17 protein-coding genes are annotated in these 19,130 nt (G+C 62.6%); 14 read left to right on the plus strand and 3 right to left on the minus strand.

Going from position 1 to position 19,130, the window contains the following annotated elements; genetic code table 11:
- Positions 1 to 80: 80 nt before the first annotated feature.
- On the minus strand, positions 81 to 647 hold the full coding sequence (locus CNE_RS37615) for a VOC family protein (RefSeq protein ID WP_013954294.1): 567 nt from the start codon (positions 645 to 647) through the stop codon (positions 81 to 83).
- A 303-nt stretch (positions 648 to 950) separates the two neighbouring features.
- Here CNE_RS37615 and CNE_RS37620 point away from each other — a divergent pair, with 303 nt between their 5' ends.
- The 4 genes from CNE_RS37620 to tnpC all read left to right on the plus strand — a co-directional run bounded on the left by CNE_RS37620 (position 951) and on the right by tnpC (position 4,776).
- On the plus strand, positions 951 to 2,234 hold the full coding sequence (locus CNE_RS37620) for an MFS transporter (RefSeq protein ID WP_013954295.1): 1,284 nt from the start codon (positions 951 to 953) through the stop codon (positions 2,232 to 2,234).
- A 56-nt stretch (positions 2,235 to 2,290) separates the two neighbouring features.
- Positions 2,291 to 2,779, plus strand: coding sequence for an IS66-like element accessory protein TnpA (gene tnpA, locus CNE_RS37625; protein WP_013954296.1), 489 nt, complete (start codon positions 2,291 to 2,293; stop codon positions 2,777 to 2,779).
- Positions 2,760 to 3,113 carry an IS66 family insertion sequence element accessory protein TnpB gene (gene tnpB, locus CNE_RS37630; RefSeq protein WP_013954297.1) on the plus strand — a complete coding sequence of 118 codons (354 nt, stop codon included), beginning with the start codon at positions 2,760 to 2,762 and terminating at the stop codon, positions 3,111 to 3,113. The genes tnpA and tnpB overlap by 20 nt, the downstream gene beginning before the upstream one ends.
- A 79-nt stretch (positions 3,114 to 3,192) precedes the next feature.
- Positions 3,193 to 4,776: an IS66 family transposase gene (tnpC, locus tag CNE_RS37635; RefSeq protein WP_404997160.1), complete on the plus strand. Its 1,584-nt coding sequence runs from the start codon at positions 3,193 to 3,195 to the stop codon at positions 4,774 to 4,776.
- An 80-nt stretch (positions 4,777 to 4,856) separates the two neighbouring features.
- Here the strand turns inward: tnpC and CNE_RS37640 are convergent, their stop codons facing one another.
- Positions 4,857 to 5,117, minus strand: a complete 261-nt coding sequence (locus CNE_RS37640) for a hypothetical protein (RefSeq protein WP_041229049.1) — start codon at positions 5,115 to 5,117, stop codon at positions 4,857 to 4,859.
- A gap of 859 nt (positions 5,118 to 5,976) precedes the next feature.
- Positions 5,977 to 6,765, minus strand: coding sequence for an IclR family transcriptional regulator (locus CNE_RS37650; RefSeq protein WP_013954302.1), 789 nt, complete (start codon positions 6,763 to 6,765; stop codon positions 5,977 to 5,979).
- A gap of 189 nt (positions 6,766 to 6,954) precedes the next feature.
- Between CNE_RS37650 and CNE_RS37655 the strand changes: the two genes are divergently transcribed.
- The 10 genes from CNE_RS37655 to CNE_RS37700 all read left to right on the plus strand — a co-directional run bounded on the left by CNE_RS37655 (position 6,955) and on the right by CNE_RS37700 (position 19,115).
- The gene (locus CNE_RS37655; protein ID WP_013954303.1) at positions 6,955 to 8,364 is read left to right on the plus strand and encodes an amidohydrolase family protein; all 1,410 of its coding nucleotides are present in this window, start codon (positions 6,955 to 6,957) and stop codon (positions 8,362 to 8,364) included.
- A gap of 98 nt (positions 8,365 to 8,462) precedes the next feature.
- Entirely contained in the window at positions 8,463 to 8,954 is a 492-nt protein-coding gene (locus tag CNE_RS37660) for a nuclear transport factor 2 family protein (protein ID WP_158310059.1), read from the plus strand.
- Entirely contained in the window at positions 8,951 to 9,319 is a 369-nt protein-coding gene (locus tag CNE_RS37665; RefSeq protein WP_013954305.1) for a YciI family protein, read from the plus strand. Before CNE_RS37660 ends, CNE_RS37665 begins: the two co-directional genes overlap by 4 nt.
- 66 nt (positions 9,320 to 9,385) lie before the next feature.
- Positions 9,386 to 10,279 (plus strand): NAD(P)-dependent oxidoreductase, encoded by an 894-nt coding sequence (locus tag CNE_RS37670; protein ID WP_013954306.1) that lies wholly within the window; start codon positions 9,386 to 9,388, stop codon positions 10,277 to 10,279.
- A 49-nt stretch (positions 10,280 to 10,328) separates the two neighbouring features.
- Positions 10,329 to 11,282 (plus strand): VOC family protein, encoded by a 954-nt coding sequence (locus CNE_RS37675; protein WP_013954307.1) that lies wholly within the window; start codon positions 10,329 to 10,331, stop codon positions 11,280 to 11,282.
- On the plus strand, positions 11,279 to 12,217 hold the full coding sequence (locus CNE_RS37680; protein WP_013954308.1) for a fumarylacetoacetate hydrolase family protein: 939 nt from the start codon (positions 11,279 to 11,281) through the stop codon (positions 12,215 to 12,217). The genes CNE_RS37675 and CNE_RS37680 overlap by 4 nt, the downstream gene beginning before the upstream one ends.
- Before the next feature lie 94 nt (positions 12,218 to 12,311).
- Positions 12,312 to 14,039, plus strand: coding sequence for a DUF1302 domain-containing protein (locus CNE_RS37685; RefSeq protein WP_013954309.1), 1,728 nt, complete (start codon positions 12,312 to 12,314; stop codon positions 14,037 to 14,039).
- A gap of 20 nt (positions 14,040 to 14,059) precedes the next feature.
- On the plus strand, positions 14,060 to 15,433 hold the full coding sequence (locus CNE_RS37690) for a DUF1329 domain-containing protein (protein ID WP_013954310.1): 1,374 nt from the start codon (positions 14,060 to 14,062) through the stop codon (positions 15,431 to 15,433).
- Between the two features lie 209 nt (positions 15,434 to 15,642).
- Complete coding sequence (locus CNE_RS37695) at positions 15,643 to 16,632, plus strand: WD40/YVTN/BNR-like repeat-containing protein (RefSeq protein ID WP_238553269.1); 990 nt, start codon at positions 15,643 to 15,645, stop codon at positions 16,630 to 16,632.
- The gene (locus tag CNE_RS37700; RefSeq protein ID WP_013954312.1) at positions 16,629 to 19,115 is read left to right on the plus strand and encodes an efflux RND transporter permease subunit; all 2,487 of its coding nucleotides are present in this window, start codon (positions 16,629 to 16,631) and stop codon (positions 19,113 to 19,115) included. The genes CNE_RS37695 and CNE_RS37700 overlap by 4 nt, the downstream gene beginning before the upstream one ends.
- Positions 19,116 to 19,130 lie beyond the last annotated feature (15 nt).

Below are 19,130 nucleotides of genomic sequence, written 5' to 3' on the forward strand. Positions count from 1 at the left end.
TCGGCTTTGCGGCCTGCCTGTCTCCAAAGGAATGCAGTTCGGATCGCAACACACCAGGCTTTGAGGTGTTGCTTGACGGCTTACTCCCGCAAAGCTCGATCCTCAAGATTGACGGTGCCCACGAGGCTTCCCGAACGGTGAATGCCGATGTCCGGCGCCCGACGTGTATGGCTCCACTCATCAAGCAACGCCTTCGACCTGGCGCCAAGTTGCTCGCACAGCTCATCGCTGAGTGACTCGCAAGTGATCTCGACACGGTGTCCGCTCGGATCGCGGAAATAGATGGATTTGAAAATGCCGTGATCGGTGATTCCGAGCACGGCAATGCCTGCGGTCTCCAGCGCCTCCTTAAAGCTCTTGACTTCCTCGACGCGCGGTACGTGCAACGCAATGTGTTGCACCCAGTCCGGCGTATTCGGATCGAATCCCATTTCCGGAGCCTCGGACAGTTCGAAGAAGGCCAGGTAGGACCCGGGGCTCACGCGCAAGAACACATGGATGTGCGGATCGAATTGGCCCGTCGACGGAACGTAATTTTCCGCGACGGCGAATGCGTACTCGAGGCCAAGTAGCTGCGTATAGAAGTCGACTGTCTTGCGAGCGTCGGCACAGCGATAGGCCACGTGCGAAAAGCGCTGAATAGGCATGGAGTCTCCTGATAGTGGCGGTGCCTGGAACCCGATTGGAGGTCCCTTTCCGCCCGGCCGCCGATGCAGGCCCGCGGAAGCCAGACTCTAAAATAAATACATTTATATGTCCACAAGGATACGGCAAAGGGTATACCCGCAGTCGGGCGTGATGCATAACGCATCCTTCATATGGGTATATGTTGACTGCTCATTTATAATGAATACATTTAAGGTTCGCCATGCCGGATGGAGCGGGAAGCGTGGCAATCGTTGGCCTGCAACCGTCAACCGATTCACGGAGCGCAACGCAGGAGATGGGTGATGAGTCGGACGCAAGCAGTACTGGAACCGATGAACGCGGTTGACCGCGACGTTCTGTACAGGAAGGTCAGCAGACGAATCGTGCCTTTCCTGGTGATCTGTTTCGTGGTGGCCTTCCTCGATCGCGTCAATATCAGCTACGCCAAGTTCCAGATGCAGCAAGACCTTGGCTTTGGCGATGCCGTTTACGGTTTAGCCGCGGGAGTGTTCGCGATCGGGTACGTGCTCTTCGAGATTCCCAGTAATTTGCTGTTGGCACGATACGGCGCGCGCCGCACGTTCGTGCGCATTATGGTTTGCTGGGGACTGGTCTCGATGGCCATGATGTTCGTCACCGAACCCATGCACTTTTATGTATTGCGGGTCCTGCTCGGCGTTTTCGAAGCAGGCTTTTATCCTGGTCTGATGTTGTATCTCGCGTATTGGTTTCCGACCCGGCACTATGCGAAAGCAGTCTCGTGGTTCATTGCCGGATCTTCAATTGCGGGTTTGATCGGCGGCCCGCTATCGGGATGGATCATGCGTGACATGGCAGGCGTACTCGGCCTGCACGGCTGGCAGTGGATGTTCTTTCTCGAGGCGCTTCCGGCAATTTTCCTGGGGGCGGTTGCGTACTTCCATGTTTCGGACAACCCCGGCACTGCTCGCTGGTTGAGCGCTGAGGAAAAAGCAGCGCTGGCTCGCGATCTCGCAGCAGAAAACCACACGCACGCGAACGCCCGCTCCCATTCCTTCCGTGCTGCGTTACGCAATCCGATCATCTACATATTTGCCGCTATCTACTTCACCGTAAACTGCGCGGCCTACGGACTGGTGCTGTGGTTGCCAAGCTTGGTTCACGCGACAGGAGTGGGGTCAGTTCTCGAAGTAGGCTTGTTGAGCGCGATTCCTAACGTGGTGGGTGCCGTGGGAATCATTGTGCTTTGCCGACATTCAGACGCGACCGGCGAAAGGCGGTGGCACTTCCTGACCAGTGCATCAATCGGTGCGCTCGCGCTTCTAACCCTGACCGTTGCGACCCGAAGCCTGCCACTTACGATCATCGCACTGAGCGTTGCCGTCATTGCCACCTACGCGCTGCTTCCCATTTTCTGGGCCACGCCGCATGTATTCTTGGCCGGCTCGGCGGCTGCCGGTGGATTAGCCTTGATCAGCAGCATCGGACAACTCGCGGGGTTTGTCAGTCCCTACGTCATGGGTTTGACGAAGGCACACACGGCGAGCTTCAGCCTCGGGCTTTCCTTGATGGCGATCGTTCGTAAGCGCGAAATTTGCCGCACATAGCGCCGGAAGCCCAGACGGCGCAGGATTGTGTCCACTGTTTTTAGTGGACACAAGTCATGGACCAGAGCGATTTGGATTGCTTGCCGCTGCGGGCGATCAACGTCGGCGCCAACGGCAAGCGCAGCTTTGACAAGGGCGACAAGCGGCGGTTGGTTGAAGCTTGCCTGCAGCCGGGGGTATCGGTGGCTGGCATGGCAATCAAGGCCGGGGTGAACGCGAACCAGTTGCGCCGCTGGATCGAACAGCACAAGGCGGAACAGAAAGACGCTGATGGCACGATGGATGCCATCGAAAGTGCGCCGGCGGCGTTCGTTCCCGTGGTGGAAGTTCACGCAGCCGGCCCCAAGGCCGGAGCGGAGCTGCCAACCGTGCCTGAACCACTGCCTGTGCGAACGTTGCAACCGCCGCAGCCATTGCCTGCGCGCCTGGTGGCGCGGTTGCCAAACGGTGTGAGCGTTGAGCTCGAATGCTCGGGGCAGGATGCCACGCTGGTAATGGCGACCATCGAAGCACTGGGCCGCTGCCATGTTCCGGCTCGACGCTGACCTGCAGGTCTACCTGCACCGCAATGCGGTGGACTTCCGCCTCGGGATCAATGGGTTGGTTGCCCTGGTCGAGCAGTCGATGCAGCATGATCCCTTTGCCCGCGCCGTCTACGCCTTTCATAACCGTCGGCGCAACCGCATCAAGCTGTTGCTGTGGGACCGCAACGGGTTCTGGTTGCTGCTCAAGCGCCTGGAGGAAGACCGCTTCGTGTGGCCGCGGCGTCAGCAGGCGGTGATCGAGCTGACGACCGAGCAGTTGCACTGGCTGCTGGACGGTATCGACGTGGACGCCGTGCAGCGGCACCCGTCGCGCAAATATCAGCACACGGGTTGAGTCGTCCGGTGTGACGTATACCCGATTGGACGTCGGCTGCACTATCGTGTTCAGCATGAACGAACACGACCTCTCCCAATTGCCGCCGGCCGCCCAGGCCTATATCCGCGAACTCGAAGCGCGGGCTGCTGCCAACGCTCAGCACATCGCCGAGCTGAACGAGCGCATCGGGCTCCTTGAGGAACAGTTCCGCCTCGCGCAGTCCAAACGCTTCGCACCAAGCAGCGAGAAGCTCAAGGACCGCGTGTTCGACGAAGCCGAACAAATGGCCGCAGCAGAGCCGGCCGACGATGATGAGGATGAGGTGCTCGCGCTGCCGGACACGGGGTTGCCGGAGCCTGATAAGCCCGCAGGGCGCAAACGTGGCCGCAAGCCGCTGCCGGCGGAGCTGCCGCGCCAGCGCATTGAGTACGACCTGACCGAAGACCAGAAGATCTGCCCGTGCTGCCGAGGTGCACTGCATCGCATGGGCGAAGAAGTCAGCGAACAGTTGCACATCGAGGTAAAGGCCTCGGTACTGCAGCACGTCCGCTTCAAATACGCGTGTCGGCACTGCGAGCGCAACGCCGAACGCACACCGGTGGTGACCGCACCGATGCCGGCGCAACCACTTCCTGGCAGCAACGCAAGCCCAGCGATGCTGGCGACTGTCACCACCGGCAAGTACGTGGATGGCACGCCGCTGTACCGCATGGAAGACGCGCTGGGTCGCGCCGGTATTGAAGTTGGCCGTGGCACACTGGCCAACTGGATCATCAGACCCGCGCAACTGCACTACAGCCGGCTGTACGAGGCGCTGCGCCGCTCGCTGCTATCGCAGCCACTGATCCATGGCGACGAGACGACGGTGCAGGTACTCAAGGAGGAAGGCAAGGCCGCGCAGAGCAAATCGTACATGTGGGTCTACCGCAGCGCGGAGGACAGCGAGCAACCCGTGGTGCTGTTCGACTACCAACCGGGGCGCGGACAGGAGTATCCGCAGGCGTTCCTCGCCGGCTACCATGGCATGCTAATGACCGATGGCTACAAGGCCTGGCGCACGCTCGAAGGCGTCACGCACTTCGGCTGTGTTGCGCACGCCAGGAGGATGTTCGTTGATGCGCAAAAGGGGCAGAAAAAGCCCAGCGCTCGAGTGCTAAAGGCGCTCGAGTCTTTCCAGGCGCTGTACCAGGTCGAGACGCTCGCCAAGGCAGAGCTGCCCGAAGGTGAAACGCGCGTCGACTACACGTACCGGATGCGTCAACAGCACAGCGTGCCGCTGCTGGAAGCCCTCAAGGCATGGCTGGACCAGCAGGCGCCGCAGGTACTGCCGGAAAGCCTGCTGGGCAAGGCCATCGCCTACGCGCGCAACCAGTGGGAATATCTGAGCCGCTACGTCACCGATGGACGGGCGCCGGTAGATAATAACGCCATAGAAAGAGACATCCGGCCATTCTGCACAGCGAGAAAGGCCTGGCTCTTTGCAGACACCGTCGCTGGGGCGAAGGCGAGCGCCATGATCTACAGCCTGATGCTTACGTGCCGCGCCTGTGACGTCGAGCCGTATGCTTATCTGCTCCACGTGCTCACAGAGCTGCCACAGCGCGCGCCGGACGCTGACATCAGCGACCTGTTGCCGTTCAACTTCGCACGGCGGCAAACCGCGCCGCCGCACCCTGCCTGAGCGTCAGATCGATCGTTGCCCCCAAGTCGGGGACTCCATCACACTGAGAGAAGCCCCTCGTTACCGGTAACGGCGAGGCGCTAGCGGGGCACGTTGAAGTAGAGATCCCACTGTTCCGAATCCGGATCGAGCCTGCGCACGATCGCGTCGTCCGCTCGCGCGATCAGCCGCTCCAGCATCTGACGCTTCGTGACCGCGTAACGGTGCGCCAGCCGTGCAAGAGCAAGGTCGGCTTCCGTACTGACCCACATGTCCAGCCGCCGCTCTCCGTTGCCGTCCTTGCCCGCCGTCCCGCGCCTTGCCCGATAGGCGGCTTGCCGCTGTGCTGTCGTCTGCGCCATCCTGCACTCCTTCATCTGCGTTACCCGGTAACACACCGTTCTGCAACGTTACCGGGTAACAATCGACTCCTCAAGGTGTGCTGAATCTAGCGCTTACGATCGTTCTGTTCGCTGGCGCACTGGTCATGGCATTTATTCTTCCCTGGAAAAGAGAGGCTGTGCTGGTTGAGCAAGGTGGTTAGGCATGGTTCCAGGCCGCGTATTGGTGGCTGCGTCGCCGTTCACCGGTGTAGTCACGGCGGCCGGCGCATAGCCGGCATCGATGAAATCGTCGGCTACACGCGGTAGCTTGTTTCGTTTTCCCTGTCGGCGGAAGAATTGCGCAGTGCCGACGCCAACCGCGGCACAATCCACTGCAGGCGGCGGTTCCGGAGGCAAATTTCGGCAGACTATGCGGCCGATCTGTTCCTAGAATTCTTCTTCACGTGTGGACCATTGGCGGACAGTATCGAGAAGAGAGACAAGCTATGAACATGCCGGCCCCGGAGTTCCGCACTACTTCCGCCACACCCAATGCTCACGGGCCGTGTGTGTTGTGCGATGCTGAAACGTTCGTCGGAAAGCTGCTTGCCTGGGGGCGTGCGCACTGTGTGGGGCTAGCCGGGTGGAGCGGTGCTGTGAGTCGCGCCGCCCGTATTCCACGGGCTGCAACTGGAACACCATGCCCGGATAGCCTTTGTCGTATTGCTTGCCGGTCGACAACGCCTGGATGCACGCGCGGCACTGGCGCGGGCCTATGGCCACGTTGGCGTGCCGGTGAGCACCGAGGCCGAGGTGCAAACGGGAGGCGTCCATGCATGACAGCGCGTTCATAAGAAATCCTCTGCATATCGCCTCCTTCGGCTTGTTCGAATCAGCGCTACAGCGCCATCCGGTCGGCAACGCGCAGTGCCGCGGAGACCGCGGCTTTCCCAAGTCGCGGAAGATCATCCCGTTTCACCCGAGAGCGTGGTACGGAAATGGTGATCGCCGCTGGCGTCGTGCGGGCGGAGCCAGGGATCGTCGCAGCGACCGTGCTCACGTCCGGTTCGACCTCGGCGACGCTTACCGCATACCCGCGGGCGCGAACCTGCTCGAGCTCGCTTAGAAGATCCTTGCGGCTGGTCAAGGTGTCTGGGGTGACGGCCTTGAGTTCTTCCGTTGGATACAGCTCCTTAATGCGTTCGTCGGAGAGCGTGGCGAGCATCGCTCGGCCACCTGCTGCAGCGTGCGCCGGGATAGTCCCGCCCAAGCGCGAACCGATGCGCAACATCCGGGGGCTCTCAACCGCATCGATGATGAGCATGTCGCGCCCGGAAAGAATGACCAGGTGCGCGGATTCCTGGACTTCGTCCACCAACGCCTCGATGACCGGCCGTGCCACGGCGCGAACATCGAGGTTGCGAACCACGGACAAGCCAATCTTGAGCAGGGCGGGACCCGGCACGTAGGCGCGAGACACGGGATCCTGCTGCACGAATTCGTGGTGCTGGAGCATCTCCAGAAGACGATGGGCCGTGGACCGCGCCACATCCAGGTCCCTGCTCGCTTCTGCCACGCGGATCGCGCCGCGGTCCGTGAAGCTTCGCAGCAGGCGCAATGCCTTGTCGACCGATGCGATCGGATAGCTCGGCTTCGTTTGATCTTGCTGGGGGTCGGATTCGACCATTTGTTTCTCCTTGCCTGCGTTGTGGTGCGTCTGAGCGCGACGACGAATTCTAAGCCGGGCGTTTACCCCGATTCTCACATCCTCGAAGGCGACATTATAGTGTTCCACATAGCAGACACATGTTCTTCATAGCAGAACACTTTTAGGAGGCGCGATGAAGCCCAGTTCGCAAAGCAAGGAGCTCAAGGGATGACGTTCACGAGAAAAATTTTGCGCGGGGGCCATATCGTTTCGATGGATCCCAACATCGGCGAGTTGGTGGGCGACGTATTGATCGAGGGCGACACCATCGCCGCCATCGGGCCCGACTTGAACATTGCGGACGGCAGCGCCGAGGTGATCGATGCATCCCGGCACATCGTGCTCCCCGGATTCATCGATTCGCATCGGCATCTCTTCCAGGCCCTGCTGCGCGGGCTGGCTTCGGACTGGTCGCTCTTTCAGTACTTCGTGTCCATGTTCGGCATGCTCGCGCCGACCATGACGCCGGAGGACATGTATCTGGGGACGACGCTGGGCGCCCTTGACGCGCTCGATGCCGGTGTCACTGGCGTGTTCGATTACTCGCACAACCAGTCCACGCCCGAGCACACCGACGCGGCGATCCGTGCCTTGCGCAACGCAGGAATCCGCGCAGTCTTTGGCTACGGTGGATCGATGGCCGAACAGGCCGAGATCCTGGTGCCGCCCTTCAAGAGCGCCACCCTGAGCAATCAGGCGGAAATCCGACGGATCCGCCGCCAGTATTTCTCTTCCGACTCGGGTCTGTTGACGCTGGGCATGGGCGCACGGGGTCCTGACTCATCGACCATGGACGTTGTTCGGGCCGATTGGGCGCTAGCCAGGGAGCTCGGTATTCGCATCAACATCCATATCGGGATGGCCGCACTGGATCTGGGCAGCCGACCGAACGTGACGCGGCTCTGCAAGGAAGGGCTGTTGGGGGACGACCTGATCTTCAGTCACTGCAACCTGCTCACCGACGACGAGTTCCGGATGATGGCCGATGCCGGGGTGTCCGCCACCGTGACACCAGAGGATGAATGCGCCATGGGCCATGGGTGGCCGCCTATCGCCGGACTGCTGAAAGCCGGCATCCGGCCGAACATTGGTATCGACACATGCATGGCTGTCGGCGGCGATCCCTTTACCGCAATGCGATTTGCTCTGGCCGTGCCTCGGGGCCTGGACAACCAAACCATGCTCGAGGCGCACGAGAACCCCTGGGCGCTGAAACTGACAGCCCGCGACGTGCTCGAGTTCGCCACCATCGAAGGTGCGCGCGCGATCGGACAAGAGGCGACCACCGGCAGCCTTACTCCGGGCAAACAGGCAGACATTGTCATGATTCGCTCGGACCACATCTCCATGATCCCTGCCATCGATCCCATTGCGTCGATTGTTCACCATGCCAGTCGACATACCGTCGATCACGTCTATGTGGCGGGCACCGCTGTCAAACGCGACGGCAAACTCCTCGGCACCGATATGGCAGAGCTGAACCGGCGTGCCGTTGCGGCGTCCGATCAAATCCTCCGCCGGGCCGGTGTCCAACGAGGGTGGGCACCCAAACAGCCGCAGCCGCACCATGCCTCCTGACCTTTGGGTCAATCGCGAACTACCACACCGGCAGCTCGGTGCTCACAGCCCTCGCGTCCTACAGGGCCAGCTAAACACAAGAAGATGAAATGGGGATCATGACGATGACAGAATCCGCGCGCGCCTCGGATTACGCAATCAGCCGGGCGCACATTGAAGATACCGTGGCGCGCTTTGTGCTCGCGCTGGACTCGCGCGATATCGACCGCGCCGTCGCCTGTCTCGCGCCGCGAGTCAGGTGGGACTATGCGTCCGTAACCGGTCAGCCTGCCGCCGAGTTCGACGCCGGCGCTCTTGCTGACCGGTGGCGATCGAGCATCGTCCACACCGACGCATCCCAGCATTTCCTGTCGATGCCCTACATTGGCCTCAGCGGGGACCGGGCGACCTGTGTAGTGCATGCGCAAGTCACTGTACGGCTCGCCAACCGCATCGGAAGCCATCATTTGAGGACGCACGGAACCTACACCTTCGGGCTGGTTCGGACTGATGCCGATTGGAGCATTGACGCCGTGGCGATGGCGCAGCTCTGGAGTGATGGCAACCCCCGCATCATGGAGCTGGCCGCCGCGGGAGGTGTCCGGCGATGAACCCCACGCACCACGCAGCGAACAGCTCGTTGAACAGGCCCTTGTTCGTGATCTTCAGTGATCCGGGAGAACGGCCTGGCGAGCTGGCGCAACACATTCCGGCCCACATCGAATACATGGTCGGGCTCGAGAAGCGGGGTGCGTTGTTCATGTCAGGGCCCTTCCTTGACACGTCCGGCGAACCCGCACCGAGCGGCATGTGGATCGTGCGCGCAGCGAGTCGGGAGCAGGCGCATGCCCTCGCGGCAGGCGATCCGTTCCACGTCAGCGGCGCCAGGGCATTCCGGGTCGAGGCATGGCAGGTGCATCAGGGACGCATCGAAATGTCCATCGATCTCTCGGACCAGAAGATCCACCTTTCCTGACCGTGGCGGTCCACCGCAGCGACAGCCGCAGCCACAAGCCTGACTCACAGAACCAGAGATACCACCGTGAACCAACAGACACGCACACACACCGTCGGCCTGATCGCCCCAGGCAAGATAGGGCTGCCATTTGCAGCCAATCTCGTTGCCGATGGCAACGCCGTCTGGGGATACCGCCGAGGTTCCCTCGCAGAATTCGAGGCCATCGGGGGCATGGCCGCACGCAGCCCGCAAGAAGTCGCCGAGAAGGCGGAGATCGTATTCACCTGTGTTTCGTCAGCTGACGCGCTTGACGAGGTCATCAGCGGCCCGCACGGGCTCCTTGCCGCAGGACGATCCGACCTTCTTGTGGTGGATATCGGCGCGATGGCGCTTGGCCGCAAGCTGTCCGCGCGGGAGACGTTGCGGCGTGCGGGCATCGAAATGCTCGACGCACCTGTCAGCGGCACGCCACCGATGGTGAGCGCACGAAAGGGCGTGGTGTTCGCCAGTGGCGAGCAGACGGCTTGTGAACGAGTGCGCCCCTTGCTCACCGCGCTGGGGTCTACGGTGGTGTACGCCGGCGCATTCGGCGCGGGATCGAAACTCAAGTTCGTGGCCAACACGCTCGTCGCTGTGCACACCGCGGCGGCTGCCGAGGCCATGGCGCTGGCGAAGGCAGTTGGTCTCGACCCGAAGCTGGTCCTCGACACGATCAGACCTTCCGCGGCCAGTTCAACGATGTTCAACATCAGGGCGCCGATGATGGCGGAAGGACGGTCTCGTCCAGTCAACGGCACCGTTACCGGACTCGTCGACGTCATGGATGCCATTCTTGCCACCGCTGACGACGCTGGTGCGGCGATGCCACTCCTGAATACGGCGAAGAGACTCTACGAGCGAGCCTGCGAGGATGGGTACGGCGCAGAAGATATCGCCGTCATGGTCAAGGTCCTTGAGTCGCTCGCGGTGCCGGCCTGACTAGCGAGCGCCTCTCTCAAACAGCGGAACTACATAAAGCGGAGCAGCGATGTCTCTCGAAACTGACTTTTCCCCAAACATCTTTCCGAAGGCCCGGCAACCGTCGACGAGAGCGCTCGGGTTGGGCATCCACCGCACTGGCCACGTGGCATTGCGCGCTCCTGACCCCAGTGCAGCGGCTGAATTCGCGGTCAGCCAGCTGGGATTCACGCTGGCCGGCCATGATGACGAAGGTCGCTACTATCTGTCGGCGGCCGGTCCTGACCCGTACTCTCTCGTCTACACGCCCGGGCAAGGCGGACTCGACCATATCTCGTATATCGTGGCCGATCACGCCGCTCTCGACGAAGCGGCTGCCCGGCTGGCCGATGCCAACATTCCGGTGACCCGACACGAGCCGTCGCTGTGGAGCCCGGGCGCATCGCTGAGGTTCAGTACGCCGGCCGGTCACACGCTGGAGCTGACTACCGGGCTTATCACCGACGTGCCGATCGCTGCCACCACGCTGCGTCCGGCAAGCGCCAGCGGCCCGATCGTCTGCGACCACGTAGTAGTGCGATGCAGCGATCTTCAAGCCGAGATGGCTTTCGCATCCCGAACCCTCGGGCTGATGGAATCAGCCCGCATTGAGACCCCGGACGCCACCCCGGTGATGACCTTCTTTCGGGCAAGCAGGCTTTACCACTGCCTTGCCGTGGCGCAGTCACCCTCGAACGGTCTTCATCACGTGCAGTTCACGCTCAAGGACGGCGCAGCCGTCTTTGAGGCCTGGGAGAAGATGCGCAGCGAATCCAGGGTGGAGTTGTTGTGGGGGCCGGTCCGCCACGGACCTGGACACAACATTGCCTGCTACTTCCGCGACCACGTCGGACACGTCATTGAATACTCCGCCGAAGAAGAGGTGATCTTCGATGACGAGGCCTATTCCCCGATGCGCTGGTCTGTCGAAGATCCCCGATCGTTGGACGAGTGGGGCACGCGGCCGCCGGAGTCCATGCTATGACGCAGGAGCATTTTCAGGAAGGAACCGGCGGGCGCCTGCCATGGAGGCTCGGGACGGTTGCCTCTGACGGGCGTCCGGTCACGGTCGTCGAAACAGCGGGCACGCTTTACTTGCTGGAGGAGCTGATTGCGAGGACGGGAACCCCTGCGCCCGCGCAGACAGCCGTTCGGGATGTGATCGAGCAGTGGGACACGTGGCGGCCGATCCTGACGAAGCTGGCAGGCAGTTCAGCCGCCGCGCGCCCACTCGAGCGTGACCGCCTGGATTGGCTGCCCGCCATACCCAACCCTGGAAAGATCGTGTGCGTGGGGGTGAACTATCGCGACCATCTCGCTGAGATGGGCAGTGGCGCCGTCCGCCCGGAGCGGCCATTCGCCTTTATCAAGCCCCGGAACACGCTGCTTGGGCATCGGCAGACGCTGTGGCTGCCACCCGTCACCCGCAAAGTCGACTGGGAGGCCGAGCTCGCCATCATCATAGGCCGCAAGGCCTTTCAGGTTGCGGCGCAGGATGCATGGAATGTGGTGGCCGGATATTGCCCGTTCAATGACATCTCCGCGCGAGACTGGATCTCCGACCTGGTGCCCGGTCTGGGCCAGGACTGGATCCTGCACAAATCGTTCGACGGTTTCGGTCCGCTCGGACCGCTCATCACGCCGGCCGAGTTCGTGCGGGATCCGCAGGATCTTGCGATCCGACTGTCCGTCAACGGTGAAGTCAGGCAAGACTCATCCACAGCAAACATGGTCTTCGATATTGCGTCAGTCATCGAGTACTTCTCCTCGGTCATGACGCTGATGCCCGGAGACATCATCGCGACCGGCACCCCCGCTGGTGTCGGACATGGCCGCGGCGAGTATCTCAAGGATGGCGACAGGATTTCGCTGTCGATTGAGTGTCTTGGCGAGCTCGACACCCTAGTCCGCAGGCGCTAGCGGCTATCTCCCGGCGCAAGCCGGCAGTGGGAAATGGCGGGTGTATCGCCATTTTTGGGAGCGGCGAGAATCAACAATAAGAAATGGAGGAGGCATGAAAAGAAACGCTGCCCGTGCCATCTGGCGCAGGGCTTCACCGCGCAGGCGGATACTGCGAGCGAGACCGACCGCTATTGTCACACCAGTGTTCGCGGCCGTTGCCATGACGGTCGCATCGGTAGCCAATGCCTTTGAATTCGATACCGGCAATGAGGATCTCAAGGCGCGCTGGGACAATACCCTGAAGTACAGCGTCGCGCAGCGTCTGGGGCGACCGTCCGGTGCCCTCACGGCGGACGCGAATCTGGATGATGGCGACCGGAACTTCAGGCAGTACGGCCTGATTTCGAACCGCGTCGACCTGTACTCCGAGTTCGACCTGCGTTACCGGGACGTGGGGATGCGCGTCAGCGGCGCAGCCTGGTATGACCAGGTTTACAACCGCCCGAACGATAACAACTCGCCGGGCACCGCAAACGCCGCTTCGGTCAGCAGCAACCACTTCCCCGATGCCACGGAACGGTTGCATGGGCGCAAGGCGGACCTGCTCGATCTGTTCGCCTTTGGCAAAGCCGAGATTGGCGACATGTCGGCCACCGGGCGCCTGGGGAAGCATACGCTGCTGTACGGGGAGAGTCTTTTCTTTGGCAACAATGGCATTGCCGCCGCGCAATCGCCCGTCGACCTGATCAAGCTGTTGTCGGTCCCGAACACGCCGTTCAAGGAGGTGATCCGGCCAGTGCCGCAGATATCGGGCCAGCTCCAGCTGTCGCCGAACGTGGCGGTGGGCGGTTACTACCAGGCCAGCTGGGAACGAGATCGCCTGCCGGGCGTGGGCAGCTATTTCTCGCAGGTCGACATTCTCGACGCCGGCGGCGAGCGCATCCTGGCTGGGCCGAATGCGATCATCCCCGGCGGATCGCCTTTCTACCTGGCGCGCGTCGGCGACCTGAAGGCCAAGAACTCGGGGCAGGGCGGCGTGCAGTTGCGCTTACGGCCCGAAGGTGGCGACATGGAGTTCGGCTTCTATGCAGCCCGCTTCCATGCCAAGTCTCCCGTCGTCTACGCCTTCCCCGGCGCCGGCTTCAATCCGGTCAGTGGCCAGGTCGGGGCTTATCAGCTGGTGTTCCCGCAAGACATCAAGGTCTATGGCGCGAGCGTCACGACGACGCTCGCCGATGTCAACGTGTCGGCGGAGGCGTCGATTCGTCGGAATATGCCGCTGGTGCCGCACGGGGGCTCGGTCGCGGTGCCGGTTGGTGTCAGCGCGGACAACGCCGGCAACCCGCTGTATCCGGTAGGCGGCACGGCCCATGCCCAGCTCTCGTGGGTTGCCCTGCTGGCACCATCGGCGCTCTGGCAAGGCGGCAGCTTTCTGGGCGAGATTGCGTGGAACCGGCGGCTCAGCGTGGACGGGAACGCAGCCACGCTAGACCCCAATGCATCGCGCGATGCCACGGCGATCCGCATGGTATTCCAGCCCTCCTATTTCCAGGTCTTCGACGGTGTCGACCTGTCCGTGCCGATCGGCATCGGCTACGGCCTGAGCGGGAAGTCCTCGGTCATCCATCCGGGTTTTGGCGCGCGCCATGCCGGGGACCTGAGCATCGGCGTGCTCGGAGACTATCTCAAGGTGTGGAAGTTCTCGCTGAACTACACGCATTACTTCGGTTCCGCGGACGGCGTGCTGACGCCGGCAAATGCCGCTGTGCAGAACTACTCCTATGCGCAGTCATTGCGAGACCGGGATTTCGTCTCGCTGTCGATTTCGCGGACTTTCTAAACGCTTGTTGGAGCCATGGCATGAAGAGTTCAAACATGTATTTGCGTGCGGCGCTGTGCGGCATGCTTGCCGTCTCGCAGCTGGCTGGCGCGGCGGTGCCGCCGGAAGAAGCCGCGAAGCTCAAGACCACCCTGACGCCGTTCGGGGCCGAACGGGCCGGCAACAAGGACGGCACCATCCCGGCCTGGACTGGCGGCTATGCCGAGGTGCCACCGGGCTACAAGAGCGGCGCGCCACGACCGGACCCGTTCAGCGCCGAGAAGGCCTTGTTCTCGATCTCCGCGAAGAACCTCGACAAGTACGCCGACAAACTGTCGGACGGCGTGAAGGCGCTGCTGAAGAAGTACCCGGACAGCTACCGGCTTGATGTCTATCCCACGCACCGCACCGCGGCGGCACCGCAATGGGTCTACGACAACACGTACAGGAATGCGACGCGTGCTACCACCACCGGCCGTGGCATCGGCCTGGAGGGCGCCTTCGGCGGCATTCCGTTTCCCATTCCCAAAGACGGCTTCGAGGCCATGTGGAACCACAAGCTACGCTGGATGGGGGAAACCACTGCGTTCACCGGCGCCAACTATCTTGGCACGGCGGACGGCAAGAGCGTTCTCGCGGCCAGGGTCGTCAACAAAACGCAGAACCCGTATTACGACAAAAGCGGTTCGCTTGAAGGCTTCAAGGGCGCCAACCAGCTGCTGCGCATCTTCATGACGGACCCGCCGTTCAAGTCCGGCGAGCAGTACCTGATCGTCGATTCCATCAACAAGCCGCGCCAGGCGTGGCAGTACCTGACCGGCCAACGGCGGGTGCGCAAGGCGCCAACCATTGGCTATGACACGCCGGATGACGTCAATTCGGGGCAGAGCTATTACGACGAGGCCTTTGTCTTCTATGGCGATCTTGACCGCTATGACTGGAAGCTGGTCGGCAAGCGGGAAATCTACGTTCCCTATAACAACAACAAGTACTACCAGAAGACGCCGATTGGCCAGCGCCTGATGGCGCATCACGTCAATCCGGACCTGGTGCGGTGGGAGCTGCATCGGGTCTGGGTGGTCGAAGCCAGCCTGGCGCAAGGACAGCGGCATGTGGTCCACAAGCGCCGCTTCTATCTGGACGAGGACACGTGGGCCGCGCTCATGGGTGAAGGCTGGGATGCGGAGGGCCAGTTGTGGCGCGTCCAGATCCAGTTGCCGCTGATCGTCCCCGAAGGGCCATTCATCTACACCGGCGGCCAGATCTCGGTTTTCAATCTGCTGGCCGGAAGCTGGGTGAGCATGGGCGACACGGACTGGGAGAATGCCTCGACCTCGTCCTATCTCAAGCTGCTCGACCGGCTGCCCGCGACCTACTTCACGCCGGAGGCCGTGGCCGGCGAAGGGGTGCGCTGAGCCTGCAGCCTGACGACAATGCGCCGGCACAACCGCCGGCGCGATCGGGGCGCAATGCCCGGGAGAGATGAGCGAGTATGCGAACAAGAAGTTTGGCCCTGTGCATTGCCGCCGTGGCATGCACGGTTGGCATGGGGCTGTCCGGCGCGACCGCCCCGGCGCGCGCGGGTGGACCAGCGGATGTGCTGGAGCGCCAGGCGTTGCGCAGCGTGCTGGCGCCTGCCAGCCTGATGCTGGCGGTGACGCGGGCAGGGGAACGGCTCGTCGCCGCGGGCGAGCGCGGCATTGTGCTGCTGTCGGACGACAATGGCCGGTCCTGGCGCCAAGCCGGCGTGCCGGTCAGTGTCACGCTGACGAGTGTCTTCTTTGCCTCGCGCACGCAAGGCTGGGCGGTGGGGCACGGCGGCGTGATCCTGCATTCCGACGATGGCGGCGAGACCTGGAGCAAGCAACTGGACGGCGTGCGCGCCGCGCAGCTGGTTCTGGCGGCAGCGCAGGCCGCCGTGGCCGATACCGGCGCGACCACTGGCGATCGCTCCACCCGTCGCCTGCGCGACGCCGAGCGCCTGGTTGCCGACGGCCCGGACAAGCCGCTGCTCGACGTCTATTTCGCCAATGAGCGCGAAGGCCTGGTAGTTGGCGCCTACGGCCTGGCGTTTTCGACCGAGGACGCCGGAAAGCATTGGCAGCCCGCGGACGACAGACTGGTAAATCCGGAGGGCCGACATCTCTATCGGATTCGCGCAGTCGGCAGTGACCTCTATCTCGCCGGGGAGCAGGGCGCGCTATATCGCTCCCGCGACGGTGGCAGGCACTTCACCGGAATCAAGACGAACTATCCGGGAAGCTACTTCGGCATGGTGACCGGGCCGCGGGACGATCTCCTGATCTTCGGCATGCGCGGCAACCTCTACCGTACCCAAGACGCCGGACTGAACTGGCGACAGATTGACAGTGGCCGCACCGCGGCCCTGACGGACGGCATCCGGGCCAGCGACGGCGCCATCCTGATCGTCGATGGCGACGGCGGGCTGATGCGCAGCATCGACGATGGCAAAACCTTCCGGAACATCCCCACAGGGATTGCCGGGCCCATCAACAGCATTGCCCAGGCAGCCGATGGCAGCCTGATCCTGGCAGGCCTGCGCGGCGTCGCGCGGCTGCCGCTGGACAAGATCCGCACAGGAGTCGAACCATGAAGCGCGTGGACACATCGTCCGGGCAAGGGAGGCCGGATGTTTCCGGTCTGGACGCCAGTTCGGGTTCGCTGCTCGAGCGGCTACTCTTCAATCATCGCCGGGTAGTGGTCGCGCTGTGCGTGCTGGCCACGCTGCTCCTGGGCTATCGTGCGACCGGGCTCCAGCTGAACGCAGCGTTCGAGAAGATGATTCCGACCAGCCACCCGTTCATTGCCGCCTATCTCGAGAACAGGCAGGAGCTGTCGGGGCTTGGGAATACGCTGCGGATTGCCGTCGAAAACACCAAGGGGGACATTTTCGATGCGTCCTATCTCGAGACCCTGCGCCGGATCAACGATGAGGTGTTCCTGTTGCCGGGCGTCGACCGCTCCTATGTCAAATCCCTGTGGACGCCATCGACCCGATGGCTCGGCGTCACGGAAGAGGGCCTGGAGGGTGGCCCGGTCATCCCGAATACATACGATGGCTCGGCGGCGAGCCTGACGGAACTGCGCGCCAACATCGAGCGGTCAGGGCAGGTCGGCCAGCTTGTGGCAGCGAATCTGCGTTCCAGTGTCATCGTGGTGCCGCTGCTGGATGTCGACGCGCACGGGCAGCGGCTCGACTATCACGAGTTCTCCGGCAAGCTGGAACGGCTGCGGCACAAATATGAGAACGGGTCGATCCGCCTGCATATTACGGGATTCGCGAAGGTCGTGGGCGACCTGATTGAAGGACTGAAGCATGTCGTGCTGTTCTTCGGTTTGGCTATCGCCGTCTGTGCCGGCGTTCTGTACTGGCATACGCGCTGCATGCGCAGCACGGTGCTGGTGGTGTTCTGCTCGCTGCTGTCGGTGGTATGGCTGCTCGGGTTGCTGTCCCTGCTTGGCTACGAGCTCGATCCCTATTCGATCCTCGCGCCATTCCTCGTCTTTGCGATCGGCATGAGCCATGGCGCGCAGAAGATGAACGGGATCATGCAAGACATCGGGCGGGGCCTGCACCGCCTTACCGCTGCGCGGCTGACGTATCGCCGGCTGTTTGTCGCGGGACTGACGGCACTGCTCGCGGATGCGGTCGGCTTCGCGGTGCTGATGGTGATCCGGATCCAGGTCATTCATGACCTTGCGGTCGCGGCCAGCCTGGGTGTGGCCGTGCTGATCTTTACCAACCTGGTCTTGCTGCCCATCCTGCTGTCTTATGTGGGCGTCAACCCGGAGGCGGCGCTGCGCAGCCTGCGGGGAGACAGCGCAAGCGCCGGGAGTGCGGACGCCGGCGCAGTGGTGGCACCGCGCAAGCATGCGTTCTGGGCATTCCTCGACCGCTTCACGCAGCGCAAGTGGGCTGCACTGGCACTGGGAATTGCCATGGCACTGGGCGCCGCCAGCTTCATCGTGCGGCTTGACCTGAAGGTTGGCGACCTGGAACCGGGTGCGCCAGAACTGCGCCGGGACGCCCGCTACAACCGGGACACCGCGTTCATGGTCGCAAACTACGCCGCGAGCAGCGACACCTATGTGGTGATGGTAAGAACGCCGCAATTCCAGTGTTCCCGCTTCAGCACCCTTTCACTGGTCGACGACCTGGAATGGAAGCTGCGGCAACTGCCCGGAGTTGATGGCACGAGCTCCTTCGCCAGCCTGGCCAAGACCGCAGCCGTGGGCATGAACGAAGGCAGCTTCAAGTGGCACGACGTACCGCGCACGCAGGACATGCTGAACGCCATCACCACACGCGCGCCGCGCGAAATGTTCAACCAGAACTGCGACCTGCTGACGATCTACGTCTACCTCAGGGACCACAAGTCGGACACGCTGGATGCCGTGGTGAAGGTGGTGGACCAGTTTGGCCAGACCAACAATACGGCGGACCTGAAGTTCCTTTCCGCCGCCGGCAACGCAGGCATCGAGGCCGCTACCAATATCGTGGTCAGGCAGGCCAATGGCCAGATGCTCCTGCTGGTTTACGCGGCCGTGATCCTGCTCGCCTTCGTGACCTTCCGCTCCTGGCGGGCGGTGCTGTGCGCCGTGATTCCGCTGATGCTGACGACCATCCTGACTGAGGCGCTGATGGTCAAGCTGGGCATCGGCGTCAAGGTGGCCACGCTGCCCGTGATCGCGCTGGGGGTGGGCATCGGCGTCGACTATGCGCTGTACGTGCTCGCCGTGACGCTGGCGGAACTGCGCCAGGGCAACAGCCTGTCAGCGTCCTACTACCGCGCGCTTCTCTTTACCGGGAAGGTTGTCGTGCTGACCGGCGTCACGCTTGCCATCGCGGTTGCCACCTGGATGCTCTCGCCCATCAAGTTCCAGGCGGACATGGGAATCCTGCTTGCGTTCATGTTCATCTGGAACATGCTCGGGGCGCTCATCCTGCTGCCGGCGCTGGCGTGCTTCCTCTTTCCTCATGCCTCGTCCGAGGCCCGCGTGCCGGCTGGCGCAACGGCTTCCAGCTCATCCGGCCGATTCCGGATGGGGAGGGGCGGCCCTATGGACATGAATTGACACAATACGAGAGAA

The sequence above is a fragment of the Cupriavidus necator N-1 genome (assembly GCF_000219215.1).
GTDB classification, from domain to species: Bacteria; Pseudomonadota; Gammaproteobacteria; order Burkholderiales; family Burkholderiaceae; genus Cupriavidus; species Cupriavidus necator.